The 19220-nt window shown below is 68.4% G+C and carries 19 protein-coding genes; 6 read left to right on the plus strand and 13 right to left on the minus strand.

Features of this window, described 5'->3' with window-relative positions; all coding sequences use genetic code 11:
* The first annotated feature begins 5 nt into the window (after positions 1-5).
* The 4 genes from speB to AB0E05_RS19740 are packed head-to-tail and all read left to right on the plus strand — an operon-like array spanning position 6 to position 4293.
* Positions 6-998 (plus strand): agmatinase, encoded by a 993-nt coding sequence (gene speB / locus AB0E05_RS19725; RefSeq protein ID WP_361965073.1) that lies wholly within the window; start codon positions 6-8, stop codon positions 996-998.
* 9 nt (positions 999-1007) lie between these two features.
* Positions 1008-2456: a cytosine permease gene (locus AB0E05_RS19730; RefSeq protein WP_361965075.1), complete on the plus strand. Its 1449-nt coding sequence runs from the start codon at positions 1008-1010 to the stop codon at positions 2454-2456.
* Entirely contained in the window at positions 2453-3337 is an 885-nt protein-coding gene (locus AB0E05_RS19735; RefSeq protein WP_361965077.1) for a nitrilase-related carbon-nitrogen hydrolase, read from the plus strand. Before AB0E05_RS19730 ends, AB0E05_RS19735 begins: the two co-directional genes overlap by 4 nt.
* Positions 3334-4293 carry a carbon-nitrogen hydrolase family protein gene (locus AB0E05_RS19740; protein ID WP_361965079.1) on the plus strand — a complete coding sequence of 320 codons (960 nt, stop codon included), beginning with the start codon at positions 3334-3336 and terminating at the stop codon, positions 4291-4293. Before AB0E05_RS19735 ends, AB0E05_RS19740 begins: the two co-directional genes overlap by 4 nt.
* On the opposite strand, the gene AB0E05_RS19745 is transcribed toward AB0E05_RS19740, so the two are convergent.
* From AB0E05_RS19745 to AB0E05_RS19805, 13 genes are all read right to left on the minus strand, one after another.
* Positions 4283-4930, minus strand: a complete 648-nt coding sequence (locus AB0E05_RS19745) for a dihydrofolate reductase family protein (protein ID WP_361965081.1) — start codon at positions 4928-4930, stop codon at positions 4283-4285. The two genes, AB0E05_RS19740 and AB0E05_RS19745, sit on opposite strands and share 11 nt — an antisense overlap.
* A gap of 281 nt (positions 4931-5211) precedes the next feature.
* The gene (locus tag AB0E05_RS19750; protein WP_361965083.1) at positions 5212-6222 is read right to left on the minus strand and encodes a helix-turn-helix domain-containing protein; all 1011 of its coding nucleotides are present in this window, start codon (positions 6220-6222) and stop codon (positions 5212-5214) included.
* A 249-nt stretch (positions 6223-6471) separates the two neighbouring features.
* Complete coding sequence (locus AB0E05_RS19755) at positions 6472-7806, minus strand: MFS transporter (RefSeq protein ID WP_361965085.1); 1335 nt, start codon at positions 7804-7806, stop codon at positions 6472-6474.
* Positions 7807-7931: 125 nt separating this feature from the next.
* Positions 7932-8507: a diaminobutyrate acetyltransferase gene (gene ectA, locus AB0E05_RS19760; protein WP_361965087.1), complete on the minus strand. Its 576-nt coding sequence runs from the start codon at positions 8505-8507 to the stop codon at positions 7932-7934.
* Between the two features lie 2 nt (positions 8508-8509).
* Entirely contained in the window at positions 8510-8914 is a 405-nt protein-coding gene (locus AB0E05_RS19765; RefSeq protein ID WP_361965089.1) for an ectoine synthase, read from the minus strand.
* A 48-nt stretch (positions 8915-8962) separates the two neighbouring features.
* Positions 8963-10225, minus strand: coding sequence for a diaminobutyrate--2-oxoglutarate transaminase (gene ectB, locus AB0E05_RS19770; protein ID WP_361965091.1), 1263 nt, complete (start codon positions 10223-10225; stop codon positions 8963-8965).
* The gene (locus AB0E05_RS19775) at positions 10222-10485 is read right to left on the minus strand and encodes a phosphopantetheine-binding protein (RefSeq protein ID WP_361965093.1); all 264 of its coding nucleotides are present in this window, start codon (positions 10483-10485) and stop codon (positions 10222-10224) included. Before AB0E05_RS19775 ends, ectB begins: the two co-directional genes overlap by 4 nt.
* Before the next feature lie 54 nt (positions 10486-10539).
* Positions 10540-12090 carry a class I adenylate-forming enzyme family protein gene (locus AB0E05_RS19780; protein WP_361965095.1) on the minus strand — a complete coding sequence of 517 codons (1551 nt, stop codon included), beginning with the start codon at positions 12088-12090 and terminating at the stop codon, positions 10540-10542.
* Positions 12090-13067, minus strand: a complete 978-nt coding sequence (locus tag AB0E05_RS19785) for a holo-ACP synthase (protein WP_361965097.1) — start codon at positions 13065-13067, stop codon at positions 12090-12092. The genes AB0E05_RS19780 and AB0E05_RS19785 overlap by 1 nt, the downstream gene beginning before the upstream one ends.
* Positions 13064-14362: a type III PLP-dependent enzyme gene (locus tag AB0E05_RS19790; RefSeq protein WP_361965099.1), complete on the minus strand. Its 1299-nt coding sequence runs from the start codon at positions 14360-14362 to the stop codon at positions 13064-13066. The genes AB0E05_RS19785 and AB0E05_RS19790 overlap by 4 nt, the downstream gene beginning before the upstream one ends.
* A 36-nt stretch (positions 14363-14398) precedes the next feature.
* A complete protein-coding gene (locus tag AB0E05_RS19795) occupies positions 14399-14593 on the minus strand; it encodes a hypothetical protein (RefSeq protein WP_361965101.1) in 195 nt (64 codons plus the stop codon).
* 178 nt (positions 14594-14771) lie between these two features.
* The gene (locus tag AB0E05_RS19800; RefSeq protein WP_361965103.1) at positions 14772-15068 is read right to left on the minus strand and encodes a hypothetical protein; all 297 of its coding nucleotides are present in this window, start codon (positions 15066-15068) and stop codon (positions 14772-14774) included.
* A 226-nt stretch (positions 15069-15294) separates the two neighbouring features.
* A complete protein-coding gene (locus AB0E05_RS19805) occupies positions 15295-16287 on the minus strand; it encodes a helix-turn-helix transcriptional regulator (protein WP_361965105.1) in 993 nt (330 codons plus the stop codon).
* Positions 16288-16812: 525 nt separating this feature from the next.
* On the opposite strand from AB0E05_RS19805, the gene AB0E05_RS19810 reads away from it, so the two are divergent.
* Positions 16813-17586, plus strand: a complete 774-nt coding sequence (locus tag AB0E05_RS19810; protein WP_361965107.1) for a glycosyltransferase family A protein — start codon at positions 16813-16815, stop codon at positions 17584-17586.
* Between the two features lie 423 nt (positions 17587-18009).
* Entirely contained in the window at positions 18010-18375 is a 366-nt protein-coding gene (locus AB0E05_RS19815) for a hypothetical protein (RefSeq protein WP_361965109.1), read from the plus strand.
* Positions 18376-19220 lie beyond the last annotated feature (845 nt).

Below are 19220 nucleotides of genomic sequence, written 5' to 3' on the forward strand. Positions count from 1 at the left end.
TTCGGATGAACAGCGTCGAACCCCAAAGGCCCCCGGTCGGTCCCCCGGACGCGAGCGTGAGCCCCCGCTACGCGGGCATCGCGACCTTCGCGCGCCTGCCCCGCCTGGAAGACGTGGGGCGGGCCGACATCGCCGTCGTCGGCGTGCCCTTCGACAGCGGGGTGAGCTATCGACCCGGTGCCCGGTTCGGGCCCGCGCACATCCGCGAGGCGTCCCGGCTGCTGCGGCCGTACAACCCGGCGCAGGACGTGGAGCCCTTCGCCGCACAGCAGGTCGCCGACGCCGGCGACGTGGTCGCCAACCCGTTCAGCCTCGACGAGGCGGTCGCCCAGATCCAGACCGCCGCCGAAGAGCTGACCTCGGACGGCACCCGACTGCTGACCCTGGGCGGCGACCACACCATCGCCCTCCCGCTGCTGCGGGCCGCCGCCCGCCGGCACGGCCCCCTCGCGGTGCTCCACTTCGACGCCCACCTCGACACCTGGGACACCTACTTCGGCGCCCCGGTCACGCACGGCACCCCCTTTCGCCGCGCGTCCGAGGAGGGGCTCATCGACCTCACCGCCAGCCTGCACGTCGGCACCCGCGGACCGCTGTACTCGCGCCAGGACCTGCGGGACGACGCCCGCCTCGGGTTCGCCGTGATCTCCAGCCCCGAGATCGAGGAGGAGGGCCTGCCCCGGGCGATCGAGCGCATGCTCGCACGCCTCGGCGACCGGCCGGTGTACCTCTCCATCGACATCGACGTCCTCGACCCGGCGCACGCCCCCGGCACCGGGACCCCCGAGGCGGGCGGGATGACCAGTCGCGAACTGCTCGCGATGATCCGCGCCCTGCGCGAGGTGCACCTGGTGGGCGCCGACGTGGTCGAGGTGGCCCCCGCCTACGACCACGCCCAGCTCACCGCCGTCGCCGCCGCCCACACCGCCTACGAGATCCTCTCGGCGATGACGCCCGACCACCTGCCCGAGCCGGACGACCGGCCCCAGGAACGATAGGGGAAGGCCATGACCTCCTCGGACGTCGCGACCCAGCGCGACTCAGCGATCGAACAGCACTCCATCGACTACGTGCCGGCCGCCGAGCGGCACGGCAAGGTCTGGCACCAGGGACCCTTCTGGTTCACCGGCAACTTCGTCCTGCCGACGATGGTCGCCGGCTTCGTCGGCGCCTCCATGGGACTGAGCGTCTGGTACAGCGTGCTGGCGATCGTGCTCGGCGTCGGCGCCGGCACGTTCTTCATGGCCTTCCACGCCAACCAGGGCCCCCGGATGGGCCTGCCCCAGATGATCCAGTCCCGCGCCCAGTTCGGCAGCCGGGGCTCCACCGTGCCGTTCGCCGCGACCGTCTTCGTCTACGTGGGCTTCCTCGTCTTCGACACGGTCCTCGCCGAGCAGGGCCTCGGACTGCTGCTGCCGGACGGCAAGCTGTTCTGGTATCCGGTCCTGATCGCGCTGTCCATCGTCATCGCCGTCGTCGGCCACGACCTGCTCCACTTCGTCCAGCGCTGGCTGACGTACCTGCTGGTCGTCGTCTTCGCCGTGCTCACCGTGGTCGCGATCGTCAACTTCGGCTCCAACCCCGTCCCCGCGGACGTGCCCGCCGCCACCGCCGGCTGGGACCTGACCGCCTTCCTGGTGCAGTTCTCGCTGGCCGCCGGATACAACATCAGCTACTCGGTGTACGTCTCCGACTACACCCGCTACCTCCCGGCGAACGTCCCCGCGCGCGGCCTGATCGCCGCCGTGTACACCGGCGCCGCGTTCTCCGCGGTCTGGCTGATGTCGCTGGGTGCGATCCTCGCCAGCTACCTGCCCGACCCCGACCCGATCCTCGCCCTGCGCGAAGTCGGCGACCTGCTCTTCCCCGGCTTCGGCCTGATCGTCGTGATGACCTCGGTCCTCGCCCTGATCTCCATCATGGGCGTCAACGCCTACGGCGCGATGCTCACCGGCGCCAGCGCGCTGGACGGCTTCCGCAAGGTCCGCCCCACCGTGCGGCTGCGCGTCACCGGGCTCGTCGTGGTCGGCCTGGTGTCCCTGGTGGTCGCCCTGCTGATCCCGGACGACTACATCGGCAGCTTCAACAACTTCGTGCTGATGATGCTGTACTTCCTCGTCCCGTGGACCGCGGTCAACCTGGTCGACTTCTACTTCGTGCGCCGCGGCAAGTACGCCATCGCCGAGATCCTCAAGCCCGACGGCATCTACGGCCGCTGGGCGTGGCGGGGCGTCACCGCGTACGTCATCGGGTTCGCCGCGATGATCCCGTTCTTCTCGACGACCTTCTACGTCGGCCCCGTCGCCGACGCCCTCGGCGGCGCGGACTTCTCGTTCGTCGTCGGACTGACCGTCTCCGGCGTGCTCTACCTGCTGTTCTCCCGGAACCTGGACCATGAGGCCGAGGCCGTCGCCCGGGTGGCGAGCGAAGCCGAACTGGAGGGATCCGACCGATGAGCCAGCAAGCGCGCCGCGCCGCGACCACCGCCCTACCGACGGCCACGGGGGTCACCGTCGCCGTCTGCCAGATCGCCCCCCGGGTCGGCGACCCTGCCGGCAACCGGCAGCGGATCGACGCGGCGGTTCAGGCGGCGGCGGAGCGCGGCGCCGACGTCGTGGTCCTGCCGGAGCTGGCCAACACCGGCTACGTCTTCACCGACGCGGCCGAACTGCGCACCGCGGCCGAGCCCACCGACGGCGACACGATCACCCGGTGGGCGGCGCTCGCCGCCCGCCACGGGCTCGTCATCGTCGGGGGCTTCGCCGAGCGCGGTGAGGACGGCCACGTCTACAACGCGGCCGCCCTCGTCGACCCGACCGGGCTGCGCGCCACGTACCGCAAGGCCCACCTGTGGAACGGCGAGAAGACCTGGGGCTTCACCCCCGGCAGCGGAGCCCCGCCCGTCGTCGACACCCTCCACGGCCGCATCGGCTTCATGGTCTGCTACGACCTGGAGTTCCCCGAGTGGGTCCGGCAAGCGGCCCTGGCCGGCGCCGAACTGCTGTGCGGCCCGGTCAACTGGCCGCTGTACCCGCGCCCCGAGGGCGAGCGACCGGGCGAGATCGTCCGCATCCAGGCCGACGCCTCCGTCAACCGCATGTTCGTCGCGGTCGCCGACCGCACCGGCACCGAACGGGGGCAGGACTGGCTCGGCGGCAGCGTGATCGTCGACGCCGACGGTTACCCCGCCACCGAGTTGCGCCTCGGTGAGGAGGCGCTCCTCACCGCCACGCTCGATCTCGCCGAGGCCCGCAACAAGGCCGTGAGCGAACTCAACGACGTCCACGCCGACCGGCGTCCCGCGCTGTACGCACACCTCGGGCAGGAACAGTCATGACCACCACCGTCGCCATCGTCCAGCAGCCGCCCGCCCTCCTGGACCTGGAGGAGTCGCTGCGCCGCGCCACCGCGCACGTCACCGAGGCCGCGCGGGCGGGCGCCGACCTCGTCGTCTTCCCCGAGACCTGGCTGACCTGCTACCCGGCGTGGGTGTTCGGGCTGGCCGGCTGGCGGGACGCGGAAGCCCGCCACTGGCACGCCCGGCTCCTGGAGCAGAGCCCCGTCCTGGACCCGTCGGGTGACGACGCCCTGGCCCCGGTGCGGGCCGCGGCCCGCGAGCACGGGGTGACCGTGGTCCTCGGCCTGAACGAGCGGCCCGCGCCCTCCTCCGGATCGCTCTACAACTCGCTGGTGACCATCGGCCCCGACGGCAACACCCTCAACGTGCACCGCAAGCTGACCCCCACCCACACCGAGCGGATCGTCTGGGCCGCCGGGGACGGCGCCGGCCTCCGGGTCGTCGACACCCCCGCGGGCCGGGTGGGCTCGCTGGTCTGCTGGGAGCACTTCCACCCGCTGGCCCGGCACGCGCTGCACGCGCAGCACGAGGAGATCCACGTCGCCGCCTGGCCGGACATGCCGGAGAGCCATGTGATCGCGGCCCGCTCGTACGCGCTGGAAGGCCGCTGCTTCGTGGTCTCGGCGGGCCTCGTCCTCACCACCGACGACGTCCCCGACGACCTGCTGGCCGCCTACCGCAAGGGGGTGGGCCCCGACGCCCCGACGGAGGGTCCGCTGTTCACCGGAGGGTCGAGCGTGGTGGCCCCCGACGGCTCCTGGGTCGTGGAGCCCGTCCACGACCAGGCGCGCATCATCACCGCCGTCCTCGACCCGGCCCGCCGCTACGAGGAGACCCTGGACCTGGACGTCGCCGGCCACTACGGCCGCCCCGACGTCTTCAGCCTGTCGGTCGACCGGACCCGGCGCGACGGCGGGGTGGACTTCACGAACTGAGGGGCCGCTTGACCCGGTAGCGCAGGTGGGTGACGCCGGTGCCTTCGACGACCGAGACGGGTCCGTCGAACTGCACCGGCGCGACGCTGAGTTCACCGAGTTCACCGAGTTCACCGAGTTCACCGCGTGCCCCGAAGAGCGTCTTCCCGCTGCCCAGGACGACCGGCACCAGCGCGATGCCGACCTCGTCGAGCAGCCCGGCCTGCAGGCACTGCCGGGCCATCTGCCCACCGTTCACCACGACGTCCTTCCCGCCGGCCAACTCCTTCGCCCTGGCTACTGCCGCCTCGACGCCCTCGGTGACGAAGACGAAGTCCTCGTCGTCCTCGGGACGGTCCTGCGGGCGCTGGTGCGTGAGCACGACCACGGTCACGTCCATCGGGTGGCGTCCGCCCCAGGCGTTCGTCATGTCGTACAGGTGTCGCCCGACGACCAGCGCACCCGTGCTCGCCCACTCCTCCTCGACCACCGCGGCACTCGCCGCGGAGACCCGGAGCGGCGGCACGTCGGGGCTGGCCGTCGGGATCTCGACGTCGCCGTTGCCGTACCACTGGAACAGCAGGTCGAAGCCGCTCTCCTCCGGTCCGGCGATGAAGCCGTCCAGGGACATCGTGGCGCCGGTGGTGACCTTGCTCATGTCGTTCGTTCCTTAGCTCGTCCGCGGGTGCCGTTGCTCCGCGGGTGTCGTGGGTACGTCGAAGCAGAAACCCGCTTCTCTACATCCCGCGCCGTGGACGTGCTGAGTCAGTTTCCGCGGTCGATCGCTCGGGGGCCGTCCTGCCGGGCCTACGCCGACCTGCTTGACGGGCGGCAGGCACCACAGGCCAAGAGAACGTGCGGGCGGGGCCAAGTCGTCCGTCGAGTCCGGGGATAGCTTGCGGGACATGGCCCACGGGGGAACCGGTTTGGCGCACGTCGTCAAACGGTCGACCGGCCCTCCGCCGTCGGATCGGTCGACCGTCGGAGGGAGGCTGTCCCCTCCGTCCGGCTCAGCCGCCGGTACTCCCGGGGCGAGATGCCGTAGGCCTTCCGGAACGCCCGGCTGAAGCCGTCCGGCCGCACGAAGCCCCAGCGCGCCGCGATCTCGTGGACCGGGCGGTGTGCCTGGTCGGGGTCGGCGAGGTCGGCGCGGCAGCGACCGAGGCGCCGACGGGTGATGGAGGCGGCCACGGCCTCGCCGCGCGACCGGAAGAGCGCGTGCAGCGTGCGGACGGAGACGTGGTGGCGGGCGGCGATGACCCCGGGCGTCAGCTCGTGGTCGCCGAGGTGGTGGTCGATGAAGGCGTCGATCCGCCGCAGAGTGATCTCCTTGCGCGTGTCGGACGGTACGTGGTCCGCCAGGTCGAGCTGTTGGGCGAGGGCTCCGGTGACCAGGTCGAGCGTCGTCCGCGCGAGCAGTTCCCGTCCGGCGGGGGAGCCCTCGTCCGCGTGGCGGCGGAGCGACCCGAGGAACTCACGGAGCACCGCGGCGACACCGGTCGTGGTGGCGAACCGACTGCCCAACGCCGCGTCGAGCCGGTCCTCGGGCAGGAGCATCCGGTCGCGGGGGATGTGGAGGACGATCATCTGTGTCTGGCCGGAAGCGGGGGACTGGGCGACGTAGGGGTGGGAGGTGTCCCACAGGACCACGTCCCCGGCGCCCATCCGGCTGTCCGTCCGACGTTGCGAGATGGTCTTCGTGCCCTGGGTGATCAGCGCCAGGAGGTAGTGCTCCGGATCCCCCCGGCGGATCAGTTGCGGCGTGCGCCAGGCGAAGTGCCCCGAGTTGGAGTGCAGGGACATCTCCAGGGGGCCCAGACTCAACGTGCCCGCCCGGGCGGTGAAGGTGGCGCCGTCGGTGATCGCGAGCCGGTGCGGCGACACGGTCCGGGAGACGAGGTCGTGGAACCACTCCGCGCGGTCACCCGCCGGCATGCCGTCCGTGGACATCCACGCCCACATCGCCACTCCTGTCGACTGCCACGACGGTACGCCCGGACCCTCACGAACAGGACCGGGCCGGTTTCGGTCGACCCGACCCTAGGACCGCCGCGCCCTCACCGGAACCGGTCCTTCGGACAGAACGAGGTCGCTTCCGTACCGCCGGCACGAGCGGGTGTGCACCTCCGAGAACGTGCCCCTGGCCCACGCGCGCGGCTTCCCACCACAATGAGTGCGTACGGGCACTGGCACGCACTGTTAGGACTGCGCTTCCTCTTGTTGGGTCGAGGCCCAGGGCGTCGCCGGCGTCCTTTGGATCACCAGGGACAGCAGAGCCGCCATCGCGCACAGCACGCCCACGGCCACCCACACCACGTCGTAGCTGCCGAACAGGTCGCGGGCCACGCCTCCAGCGAAGGCGATCAGGGCCGCACCGACCTGGTGGGCAGCATTGACCCAGCCGAAGACGATGGCGCTGTCCTCGCCGTAGAACTCACGGCACAGGGCGACGATCGGCGGGACCGTGGCAAGGTCGAGCAGGCCGAAGAGTGCGACGAAGAACATCATGGAGACCTGCACGGTCGCCGACATCATCAGCGGTAGGAACATCAGCAGCAGCCCGCGGAGGCCGAAGTAGATGCCGAGGAGGCGGCGGGCGTCGTGGCGATCGGTGAGCCAGCCCGAAGCGATGGTGCCGCCCACGTTGAAGACGCCGATGGCCGCGAGGAGCGAGGCGGCGACCGTGGTGGGCATTCCGTGGTCGTGCGCAGCAGGCGTGAAGTGCGTCCACATGATGCCGTTGGTGGAGGCGCCGCAGATCGCGAAGGCCGATGCCATCAGCCAGAACGGGGTGGTCCTGGCCGAGTCGTTCAGGACGCGGACGGCACGGTGTGCTGCGCCCGGAACGGGCGCCGGCTCTGGTTGGAACTCCTTCGCACCGTACGCCCGCTGGCCCACGTCCGCCGGGTGGTCCCGCAGGAACAACCAGACGAGGGGGCCGACGACCAGCGCCCCCAGGGCGAGGGTGATGTTGGCCGGACGCCAACTGTACGTGTCCACGACCCAGGCGAGACCCGGCAGGAAGATCATCTGTCCGAAGACACTGGCCGAGGCGAGGACGCCGGTGACCAGGCCGCGCCGCTTGACGAACCAGCGGTTGGTGACGGTCGCCGCAAAGGCCATGGCCATGGAGCCGGTACCCAGACCCACCAACAGGCCCCAGAACAGCGTTAGCTGCCAGGCACTGGTCATGGTGGTCGTGAGGAGCGCACCTGCTGCGATGGTCAGGAGGGCGCAGGTCACCACGCGACGCATGCCGAATCGGTCCATCAGCGCGGCGGCGAACGGCGCGGTCAGGCCGTAGAGAACCATGTTCACCGCCGAGGCGAAGCCGATCGAGCCGCGGGACCACTGGAACTCGTCGTGCAACGGGTCGAGGAGCAGGCCCGGCATCGTGGAGAACGCGCCTGCGGTGACGATGGTGAGGCCGGCGACGGCGGCGACCAACCAGGCGCGGTGGACGCCACGACCCCTCGGGGACTCAGGGTTGGTGTCGATGGGGGAGGTTGAGAGGGTTTCGTCACTCGACGTCATGAAGGAATCCTGGGGCAGGAGGCGGCCGGGGCAGGCGGGTGCGGTTGCGTACCGGCGTGGTCACGAACTGCACCGCACCCGCACCCGGGACGTTCGGCGATGACCGGTCCATGCTTGCAGCAGGGTCACCGGTGCGGCAGAGGGCCAATGCGGTAGAGGATCTCGTCGTGGTGAGCGTCGTCGGTGGCGACCGCCCCGTCCGGGGACGCGGACGAGAGGAGGCTGCCCGGGAAGAGCACACCGGTCTCGATGGTCGCACCGTACTTCTTGGCGATCTTCTTCAGAACCATGATGATCGCCTTGTTCTCGGCGGAGACCGTGGCCTCGACGTGTCGGGCGCCCCTGGCGACCTGCTGTTCGACAGCCTGCTCGAAGAGCTTCACGCCGAGGAACGGGATGCCGTGGCGGGGACTGACCGCGGTCTGCCACACGAAGTAGGTGTCGGGCTCCTCGGGTCGGCGGTATCCGGTGAGGAAGCCGACGGTCCGGCCGTCGACGGTCGCGAGGAGCGATCCGTCAGCGAAGTCGCGGAACCAGAGGGTGTAGTAGTACGGGCTGTTGGAGTCCAAGCCCGGGGTGTCCTCGACCAGCTTCCAGATGGCCGGCCCGTCCTCGATGCGCGGGCGGCGGAAGGCAACGTGCTTCTTGGGCATGGTGGTCGGGGCCTTGGACGAGGCGTGCTCGGGTGCGGTGGGATGCATCGTCAGGCCACCTCGTCCCCAGTCAGGAGCGGGTACACACCGTTCTCGTCGTGGTCCTCGCCGCCGGTGACCGGGGGGTTGAAGACGCAGATGAAGCGGGAGTTGGATGCGGCGCGCAGGGTGTGCTTCTCGTGGCCGTCGAGCAGGTACATGGTGCCCGGCGTGATCCAGTGCTTCTCGCCGGTCTCGTCGTTGGTCAGCTCGGTCTCGCCCTCGACGCAGAGAACGGCCTCAATGTGGTTCGCGTACCACATGGACGTGGTGGTGCCCGCGTAGACGACGGTCTCGTGGAGTGAGAAGCCGACGCGCTCCTTGGCGAGCACGATGCGCTTGCTCTCCCAGGTGCCCTTGGCGCCCTTGACGTGGCGGTCGGTGTTCTCGATGTCTTTGAACGAGCGTACGATCATGGCGAGTTGGCTCCTTCTTCGGTGCCTGTTCGGGTGAGTTCGACGGGGTCAGACGGTCTCGCGGATGGCGCGGTCGACGATGCGCAGGCCCTCGTCCAGTTCGTCCGGCGTGATGGTGAGCGACGGCAGGAGCTTGACGACTTCGTTCCGGGTGCCGGAGGTCTCGATCAGCAGGCCGAGCTCGAAGGCTCGGCGCGCCACCTCGGTCGCCCGGCTCGGACGGGCGAACTCCAGGCCCCACACGAGGCCCCGGCCGCGATGGGAGGATCCGTCGTGACGGGCGGCGATGTCGCACAGGGCCGCCTCCACGTGCTCACCGTTGGCCAGCGTCTGCTTTTCGAGCAGACCTTCGGACCAGTAGGCGTAGATCGCGGCCGTCGCCGTGACGAAGGCCGGGTTGTTGCCGCGGAAGGTGCCGTTGTGCTCGCCCGGCTCCCACAGGTCCCACTCCGGCTTGAACAGACAGAGCGACATGGGGAGTCCGTAGCCGCTGATCGACTTCGAGACGGTCACGATGTCCGGCTTGATGCCTGCCTCCTCGAAGGAGAAGAAGGCGCCGGTGCGGCCGCAGCCCATCTGGATGTCGTCGACGATGAGCAGCATGTCGTAGCGTCTGCAGAGGTCCTGCAGAGCCCTGAGCCACTCGGCGCGGGCGACGTTGATGCCGCCCTCGCCCTGCACGGTCTCGACGATCACGGCGGCCGGCTTGTTGAGTCCGGAGCCGCGGTCTTCCAACAGCCGTTCGAACCAGAGGAAGTCCGGCGTCTGCCCGCCAAGGTAGTTGTCGAACGGCATCGGTGTGCTGTGCACCAGCGGGATTCCTGCTCCGGACCGTTTGAAGGCGTTGCCGGTGACCGCGAGTGAACCGAGGGACATGCCGTGGAAGGCGTTCGTGAACGAAACGACCGTCTCTCGCCCCGTGGCCTTGCGGGCCAGCTTCAGCGCTGCCTCCACCGCGTTGGTGCCGGTGGGCCCCGGGAACATGACCTTGTACGGCAAGTCGCGCGGTCGCAGGATCTTGTCCTGGAACGTCTTCAGGAACGTCCGTTTGGCCGTGGTCGACATGTCCAGGCCGTGCGTGATGCCGTCCCGCTCCAAGTAGTCGAGCAGGGCTCGCTTCAGCACCGGGTTGTTGTGGCCGTAGTTGAGCGATCCGGCTCCGGCGAAGAAGTCCAGGTAGGCATGGCCGTCCTCGTCGTACAGCCGACTGCCCCGGGCCCGGTTGAAGACGGTGGGCCAGCTGCGGCAGTAGCTGCGCACCTCGGATTCGAGGGCCGTGAAGATGCTCAGGTCGGGCTGGGTGAGGGTCATGCCGCTTCCTGCTCGCGTTGTGAGGAGAGGACGAAGTCGGTGAAGCTGTCGACCGAGACGAAGTCCTCCGCGTCCAGGTCCTCGGGGTCGACGACCAGGCCGATGGCGTCCTCCAGGGCCATCAGCATCTCCAGCATGGTCGTGGAGTCCAGGTGCAGGTCGTCGAAGAGCTTCACGTCGCCGGTCAGTCCGGTGACGGGGCGATCCAGGACGTCGGTGAGGGCGGTCTCAAGGGCGGTGACGACGTTCTGGCGGTCCATGTGTGTCTCCCTATTCCGGTAGTCGCTCGGTGTTGAGCCGGGTGATGTCTGGTGTCAGTGGGGGGTGCGGGTCTGAGAGGTGTCGGCGCTGATCGAGACGGCCGGTGTCTGCTCGATCAGGGCGGCCAGCCTCTTGCGGTCGACCTTTCCGTTGCCGTTGGTCGGCAGGGCCTCAAGGCGGACGCAGCGGCGGGGGATCTTGAAGGGTTCGATCTGCTCGCGCATGCCCTCGCGGATCTCTTCGGCAGGGATGTCGGAGACGACGGCGAGGACCGCGGTGCGCTTGCCCTCGGGCGGCAGTACGGCGGCGGACGTGACGCCCTCCACCCTGGTGGCGGCAGCCTCGACCTCGGTGGCGCTGAGCCGGAAGCCGCGCTCCTTGTAGAGGTCGTCGCGGCGGCCGGAGAAGTACAGGAAGCCGTCCTCGTCCTGCCAGCCGTAGTCCCCGGTGCGCAGCTCGGGGAAGAGGCCGTCGGCGTGGGGGAAGCGCTCGGCGGTGAGTTCCGGCCGGCGCCAGTAGCCGGCCATGACGTTCGGGCCACGCACCACGAACTGGCCGATCTCGCCGGCAGGGAGCTGCTTGCCGGCGTCGTCTATCACGAAGACCTCGGTGCCGGGCAGGGCGGTGCCGCAGGAGCCGGGGCGGGTGAGGTCGCCATCGGGCGGCATGATCGCGGTGCGCTTGCACTCGGTGAGTCCGTACATGACCTGGATGCGCAGGTTCGGCAGCGCTGCGCGCAGCGCGGACATGGTGCTGTCGGACAGGGCTGCGCCGGTGTTGGTGAGCAGACGCAGCTTGCTGAGGCTGCCGGTGGTACGGCCCAGGAGCCAGGCGAGCCGGTCGGAGACCGAGGGGACGGCGGGCAGGACCGTGGCACCAGCCGCTTCCAGGCTGCGCAGCAGCGGCGGTCCGACCTCCGCGACCGTGCCCAGGTGGAGGTGGGCGCCGCTCAGGGCGGACAGGTAGACCTGGTAGAGGCCGTAGTCGAAGGAGAGCGGAAGCGGACAGTAGACGACGTCGTCGCTGCGGTAGTTCAGACAATCCTGGATGGCCGAGGTCGCGAAGACGACCTGAGCGTGGGTGCTGACGACGGCCTTGGGCAGGGCGGTGGTGCCCGAGGTGTAGACCAGGCTGACCGGGTCGACGGTGAGGGCGCTGCGGGCGATCGGCGGGGGGCAGAGCTCGGTGTGCGGGTCGAGGGCCGACCGAACCGTCTCCTCGGACTTCAGGAAGTCCACGCCGTGCTGCAAGGCGGTCTGCGCCGCCTGAGGGTCGTCCGAGACCAGGAGCGCGGGCTCGCAGTCCTTCATCACGTGGTCGAGCGGGCCGCCGCGCACCTGCTCGTGCAGGATGCTGAAGACGACGCCGATCCGTGAGGCTGCGTAGACGAGCAGGGCGATGCAGAGTCCGTCCGAGGCGGTCACGACCACACGTGCGCCGCGCTTCAGCCCCTCCTGGTGCAGCCGGGCGGCCAACCGCTGGCTGGCCGCGTCGAGTTCGCCGTACGTCAGGGTCGTGCCCTGCGTCGTGAGGGCCGGGGCGTCGGGGGTGAGCTGGGCGGCTCGGTCGAGGACGTCGTGCAGAAGCTGGGGCGCCGAAGGCATCAGGACTCCTTCGAGTCGGAGACGGCACCGACAGGGGCCTCGGGGGCGGGCTGCTTCCGCGGTGTGGTCTCGCGCAGGGGAACGACCGTGGTGGCGGTGGCCTCGCAGACCAGCTGGGGCGCTTCGAGGACCTCGGCGGCGCTCGCCCCGACAGCGGGGCGGGCGGCGATGACCTTGTGCGCCTGCAGTTTGACGATGCGGCGCAGCCTGGTCCTGCGGACGACCCGACCGCTGGCCTCGATGTAGTCGCCCGGTGCCACGGGTGCGGTGAAGCGGACGTCGGAGTACTCGGCCAGCAGGCCCTCGTCGCCGTCGGTGCGTACGGTGATCTCGGTGACCAGATCGCCGAACAGGCGCAGTACGCGGGCACCGTCGACGAGGCCGCCGCCGTAGTGGGCGTCCTCCTGGCCGATGCGTACCCGCAGGAAGGCGATGGTGGGATCGGTCTGTTGTTCGGTATCGGCTGTGGACATGGTGACGAGCTCCTCTCTGTCAGTGAGGGCGGAGCCAGACGATCCGGGGAGTTGGTCGATGAGGCCGGGGACGCTGGCCGCCTCGGCGATGTCGACGCCCGCGGGGTGGGTCAGCCCGATCGCGACTGCCGCGACGACGTTCTGCTTGTGAGTGATGGACAGGGCGATCGACGGAGGCGCCAGCCGGGCGGCCCGGCCGCGGAAGCGGACTACGGGAGCGCCGTCGGCGTCGCGGTCCACGTAGATCTCACGAGGCGCGACGCCCTGGAGCATTCCGGTGCCGAGGACCTTGAGTACGGCCTCCTTGGCCGCGAACCGGCCCGCCAGGAACTCAAGGCGTCGTTCCGCACTCATCTCCTCGGCGCGGGCGGTCTCCTCGGGGGCGTAACCAAAGCGCAGGAACCAGGGGCGAGTGATCAGACGGCGGAGTTCCGCCCGGTCGAGCACGTCGACGCCGACTCTGACCCGGCCGTTCGCAGGGCCCACCGGAGTGGCGGTGTTCACGACGTACCCGCCCGTGAGGCGTCGTCGAAGTCGATGAGGTGCTGCTTGGCGAGGAGGTCCTCGGCCAGGTCGCGCTCCCTGACCACATGGGCTCGGCCGTTCACGACCATGACCTCGGCAGGGTAGCCATGACTGAGGAAGAGACCGGGCGAGGCAGTGGGCCCGTAGGCACCGGAACGTTCGACGCCGATCAGATCACCGGCTTTCACCTCGGGCAGTTCGACCTTCTTGGCGACCACGTCGTTCGGCGTGCAGAGCGGACCGGTGAGGGTGTAGCGGTGAGTGGGTCGGTCCCCGGGCCGGCCCAGGTGGGCAACGGGGAAGTTGCGCTTGACGAAGCTGCCGACGCCGACCGCCGCCATGTGGTGGTTGGTGCCGCCATCCGCCACCACGAACAACTCGCCCTTGGATTCCTTCACGTAGCGGGCACGGACGACGTACATCCCGGCCATGGCGGTCAGGAATCGACCGAGCTCCATGATGAGGCGACATCTCGGGTTGCGCTGGGCGAAGGGTGCCACGGCTTCGCGCATGCCCTCGCCGAGGGCGGTCAGGTCGAGGTCGTGCTCGTTGTCGAAGTACGCGATGCCGAGACCGCCGCCGAAGTCGACGGCCTCCAGCGGGAACCCGAGCTGTGCGGCCAGGTCCTCGCTCGTGGCGAGGATCTCTCGGGTGTTGTGAAGGACGTCTTCGTGGTTGAGGAAGCGGGTGCCCATGTAGGCGTGGAAACCCTTGATCTTGGTCTTCCGCAGATGCGCCAGCTCACTCCGGGAGCGCCTCAACTCCTCTTCGTCGATGCCGAACTGGCGGGGCTTGCCGCCCATCGCGAGCCCTGAGCCCTTGGTGTCGAAGGAAGGGTTGACCCGGAGCAGCACCGGGACGGGCCCGTCGCCACGCGCGACAGCCACGGCATCCAGCTGGCGCACTTCCTGGAGGGATTCGCAGACCACGGCGTGGATCCCGGACTCGACGCAGGCGGTGAGTTCCCGCTCGTCCTTGCCCGGCCCGACGAAGATGATGTCCTGCGGATCGACGCCTGCCCGGAGAGCTGTGATCAGTTCCGCGTACGAGGAGACCTCGGCGCCGGCGCCCTGGCTGTTGAGGTAGCCGCACACGCTGATGTTCGGGTTGGCTTTGAGGGAGAAGAAGATGTCGACCGGGTCGGGGAGCTGGTCACGGAGTTCGCTGTAGGTGCGCTCCAGGACGCCGGCGTCGTACACGAACAAGGGGGTGCCGAACTCTTCGGCGAGGTCGGCGACCGAGTTGCCCTGGATGCGGACGTCCTCGGTGCTCATGCGATGTCCTTTCGATGTGGTGGGACCTTGGGGGGCTTACTGCCAGCCGGCGTCGTCGGCGTCATCGGAGGGCGACTGCCAGCCGACGCTGCTCGCCGATGCGGCCGACGCGGTCGTCGCGGTGCTCTGCCCTCCGACATCGGGTAATGCGGATGCGGTCGGGGCAGCGAACCCGATATTCGTGACGAAAGCGCTGGTGAAAATGGCCTTTGAAGCACGCTTGTTCATCATGGCTGACCTCGTTTCGGCGAGTTCGTACTTCTGATGAACGAGATTCTTACCGGGGATCGCGGGTGCCGGAAGAGGGGAATGATGGACCGAAGTGGCCGTGGCCCGTTTAGTCCAGGAAGCCGCTGTTCGGTGTTCGATGCGGTTCGCCGGGTCGTCGCTGAGGTCTGGGTAGGGGGATTCAGTCCAGCCCGGCAGGCGGCAGGGCGACTTCGACACGTTTCAGTACCCAGGAAGACAAGGTTTTGTGGCTACGGGCAGCCTCCCGCCAGATGCGTTCGACCGTAGCTTCCGCAGTGGCCAGGGACGGTGCGCGCAGCAAGACCCCAATGACTGGATGCGGCCGAGCGCAGGCATGCACCGCAACGTGCTCAATGCCATCCGAAGCGACGGCAGAAGAGGCAATCATGTGATGCGCATCCGGCGGCAGGGAATCCCCGTGTGATGGCGACTCAAGAGAGATATGAACGAGATACATACTCCGAGGGTGACGGCATCAGCATTCCGTCACTACAGGTGACGTGGGGCCATTTTATGCCATGACTCAAAGCGTCCAGGGGGAAACGGGATTCACGGGGTACAGCACCGGATGCGTAACTGTAGAAAACGACTTCGGCCCGGCGTCACCTGCGAGGGATCAGGTGCCACCGGGTCAAACGGCTCGCTGAGTCGGGAAGGAGCCCAGCTGGTCTGCGGGTGTTACTTCACGTCGTGATGATCCCTCGCTGCGCCGCGTGCACACCGGCCTGGAAGCGGCTGCGTGCATCGAGGTACGTCATCAGGGTCGTCGAGATGCGCCGGGCGGTACGCGGGGAGACTCCGAGCCGCTTGGCGATCGCCTCGTCCGTGTAGCCCTGCGCGAGCATGCGTAGCGCTACGAGCTGCTGCGAGGTCAACTCGTCCTCGTCAAGGTCCTTCGGTGCCGCACCCAACGGCTCGGCGGACTCCCAGAAGGTCTCGAACAGCGCGCACAGCGACGTGAGGATGCCTTGCGTCCGCAGCAAAGTCGCGCCCGCACCTGTGTTGTCGCTGTTGCCCGCCACGAGAGCGACGCTGCGGTCGCAGATGATCATCCGGTTGGGTAGGGCTGGCACCGTACGCACCTGGGCGCCGAGCGAGGTCAACCATTCCGCGTGCACGACGGTGGCCGGGTCATTGCGGATGCTGTCGAGGTAGAGCGTACGCATGTGGACCCCGCGGTGGAGCAGCTCCTGATTCAGGGGGCGGGAGCTGTGCATGTTGGCCGCGGTCTGTGGTCCCCCCGGGGCGAAGGTCAGGAACTCCTCCACGACGTCGCGGGACATCAACGTCAGATGGTCGCGGATGCTGTCGACGCCGTCGAGGTACTGCACGTCGACACCAGCGCTCGTCGCCTCCTGGTCGGCGTACTCCGAGATCAACTGCACTGCGGCCGCGCGACTCGACTCGACCCGCTGCTGCTGGGCGGCGAGATCGGCCTCCTGGCGGGCCAGCAGCATTTCCATGGCCAAATGTGGACTCACCGCATGCAGATGCCCGGAATTCTCGGCAGATGGACGGACGAGCGCCAATTCGCTGAGTTCGTCCAGTGCGGTACGCACTTCGCCCTCGGTGAGATTGAGTCTGCTGCACAGCTCTGCCACTCCGTCCTGTGGGTGTGACAGCATCCCGCGGTACACCGACTCCGTGATGGTGTTCATCCCTAAAACGTCAAGCATGCAGATTTCAACTCCGTTGGGCGTTATATGCGAAGTTTGTTGCTCCGGAGCGACCTCGTGATTGACCTGGCAGTGATCGTGGCGCCCTTGCCGTCGTCCCCTGCGGCACGTCGCGCATCTCTCGATATGGGTGCAGCTGGTCCTGTCAGGGTGCGTGCTGAAGAAGTTACTCTTCGGCCCTCTGGCCGAACACGCCACATCAACCCAATGTTGGTGTCGGTCGCAGAACGCGTACGGCGCAGCCGTCAGACATCGGGTGGCGGTGTGCACCTCGGGTCGGGTGGTGGTGCGGGGCGACATCGTCTTCCCTCGCCGCCGTACGGCGCGGCGGCCGATCCGGGCGGGGTTGATCGACTCGCGGGGCGCGGCAACGAGCGGGCTGGCTGCTGGCCCGCAGCGTTTTCGGCGCGCCACATCACGGCGGCGGAGAGGGTGACCGGTGAGTGCCGTCCAGGCCCAGCTCCGTTCTCCTCGATGATGGTGCTTGAATTGACCTTCGTTCCTGTTCTGGCAAGGAGAAGCGCTGTGCCTCTGGTGTCTGTCGTGATGCCCGTGTACAACTCGGCAGCCACCCTCGGTGCAGCCGTCCGGTCGGTGTTGACGCAGACCCACGGTGATCTGGAGCTGCTGGTCACCGATGACCAGTCCACCGACGGCTCCATGGACCTGCTCCGCGAGTTCGCCGAGCAGGACGAGCGCGTCCTGCCCGAGTCCGCGCCGGAACAGGGTGGTGCGGGTCGGGCCCGTAACCTCGCGATCGAGCGGGCTCGGGGGGACTATGTGGCCTTTCTCGACAGCGACGACATGTGGCTGCCGGAGAAGACCGAGAAGCAGCTCGCCTTCGCCGCGGAGGGCACTGCGCCCCTGACGTTCACCTCGTACTTCAAGATGGACGCCGACCACGGCGGCGAGAGCACCGACTGGGTTCCGAACGGGCGGGTGATCCGTGCCCGGGGGCACGTGGACTACCGGGCGATGCTGCGTCGGGACTACATCGGCGCCCTGACGGCCATGTACGACCGCAACGTCCTGGGCGCGCGGCTGATGCCGGAGATGCGCAAGCGCCAGGACTACGCCCTGTGGCTCTCGATCATGCGGGACGGTGCCGACGCCCGGGGCCTGGCCGAGCCGCTTGCGGTGTACCGGGCCCACCAGGCGGGGTCGCTGTCCTCCAACAAGCTGTCGCTCGTGCAGTACAACTGGGCCCTGTACCGCGAGCACGAGGAGCTGTCGGTCCCGCGGTCGACGCGGGCGCTCGCCGGCGCCGTGTGGCAGTCGCTGCGCAACTCGCGTATCTAGCAGGTCTCTTGGCGATCATCCGCTGACCAGGGGCGGAGAGTGGCGGTTGTGCGCGGTCGAAGGCGGGTGGCCCGGTGGGCGCTCCGAGGGCAGTGCGCATGCGGGGACGGCCGCGGGTGTTCATGACGATCAGGGTGACGCGTGCATATCGTCAAGAAATTGTGTGCGAATCGTCAAGGGCGTATGCCGGCAAGCCGGCATATTGCGGAAACGTGCGCTGAATCACTCGCTGAAACGGGGAAGATCCCGTGAAGCTTCATCGCTCCGTGTCCGCTACGGTCGGAGTCTTGTCCGTATTTGACGGGGAATCGGGGAAAACGAATACCCGTTGCTTGCGACGTGGTGATGCGCAATAGTCGGGCCGGCAGTTCAGAAAGGGCGACTGCACCGCTTTCGCCAAACAAGGGGGAAACAATCGTGAAGTTGAAGAACGTAGTCCGGTCGACCGCAGGTCTGGCCGTCGCGTTGGGCACCGTGCTGGCACTGGGTACGTCCTCGGCCTACGCAGCGGACAAGGGCATCGTCCTCAACGGGCGCGGCACCGCGCACTTCAAGGACGACGGCGACAGGTTCAGCGTCTGTGACACCAACGCGGACGGTCACGGCGTTCAGATGTCCCTGTACCGCGTCTCCGACAACAGGATCATGTGGACGATTACCGACGGCGGCGACGCGGGCTGCGACAGCAAGACGTACGACATCGTGGGCTCCACGCAGTACTACATGCACCTCTGTTGGAGCGTTCCCGGTGCCGCGTGCGTGAAGTCTGCCAACTTCAGCGAGAGCTAGTCGATCCGTAGCTGCTCGGCGGCTGAACGATTTCCGACCCCGTTCATCCATCGGGATCGGAAATAGTCCAGTACCACTGAGGCGGAGGCACGCCAGAGTCCCATCGGTTTCGGCTGGTGGGACTCTGGCATGGGTGCCCGTTCCTCCGCCCAGTGGCCAGGGCCGGGGCGAGATCCGGCCCGGGCCGTCCTCCACCTGCTCAGACCGCTACAGTCGGGACCGCTCAGAGAGGCTGTCGTGACGGATGAGAGGGTCAGTCGGGTGAGTGAGACACCGATGAACACCCGGCAGTACCGCTGTGACGGGCCGGAAGACGCCCCGGTCGTCGTCCTGGGGCCGTCCCTGGGCACGACGTGGCACAGATGGGCGCAACCGTCTTCTGGCGTCCACGTGGTCCAGGTTGGGAGCGTCTGACCGAGTTTGGGCCTTGCCGTCGAGGCACATCAACTCTGTTGGTGACACGGGTGTGACAGATGTTGACTCCCGTCGGCTTGTTTCGGCGGGGGGTTCTGTCTGCGAGGTCGATGGCGCGGCGCTGATCGGCAGAGGCTTGGGGGAGGCGCTTCCGATAGGTCGTAGCGGCCTAATGATTCGAACAAGTGTGGGCATCATGGCGCGGGATGGCTACGATCACAGACGCCCGTCCGTGACTTGTTGTGGATTCAGACAGTGCAGCGAGTGGGTGCCGGATGGCCAATGCGGAGCGATCCGGGGAGGCGGCCGATGATCGCACGAGTGTCCGTACTATTCATCAGAAACTCATTGGGTTCACTCGTCGAGGATGTAGTGGACGTGCGGGGCTTTGAAGTAGCCGGTGACGACGTGGGGCTGACGCTGTCGACGGT

Source organism: Streptomyces sp. NPDC048057 (assembly GCF_040653095.1).
Taxonomy (GTDB): Bacteria; Actinomycetota; Actinomycetes; order Streptomycetales; family Streptomycetaceae; genus Streptomyces.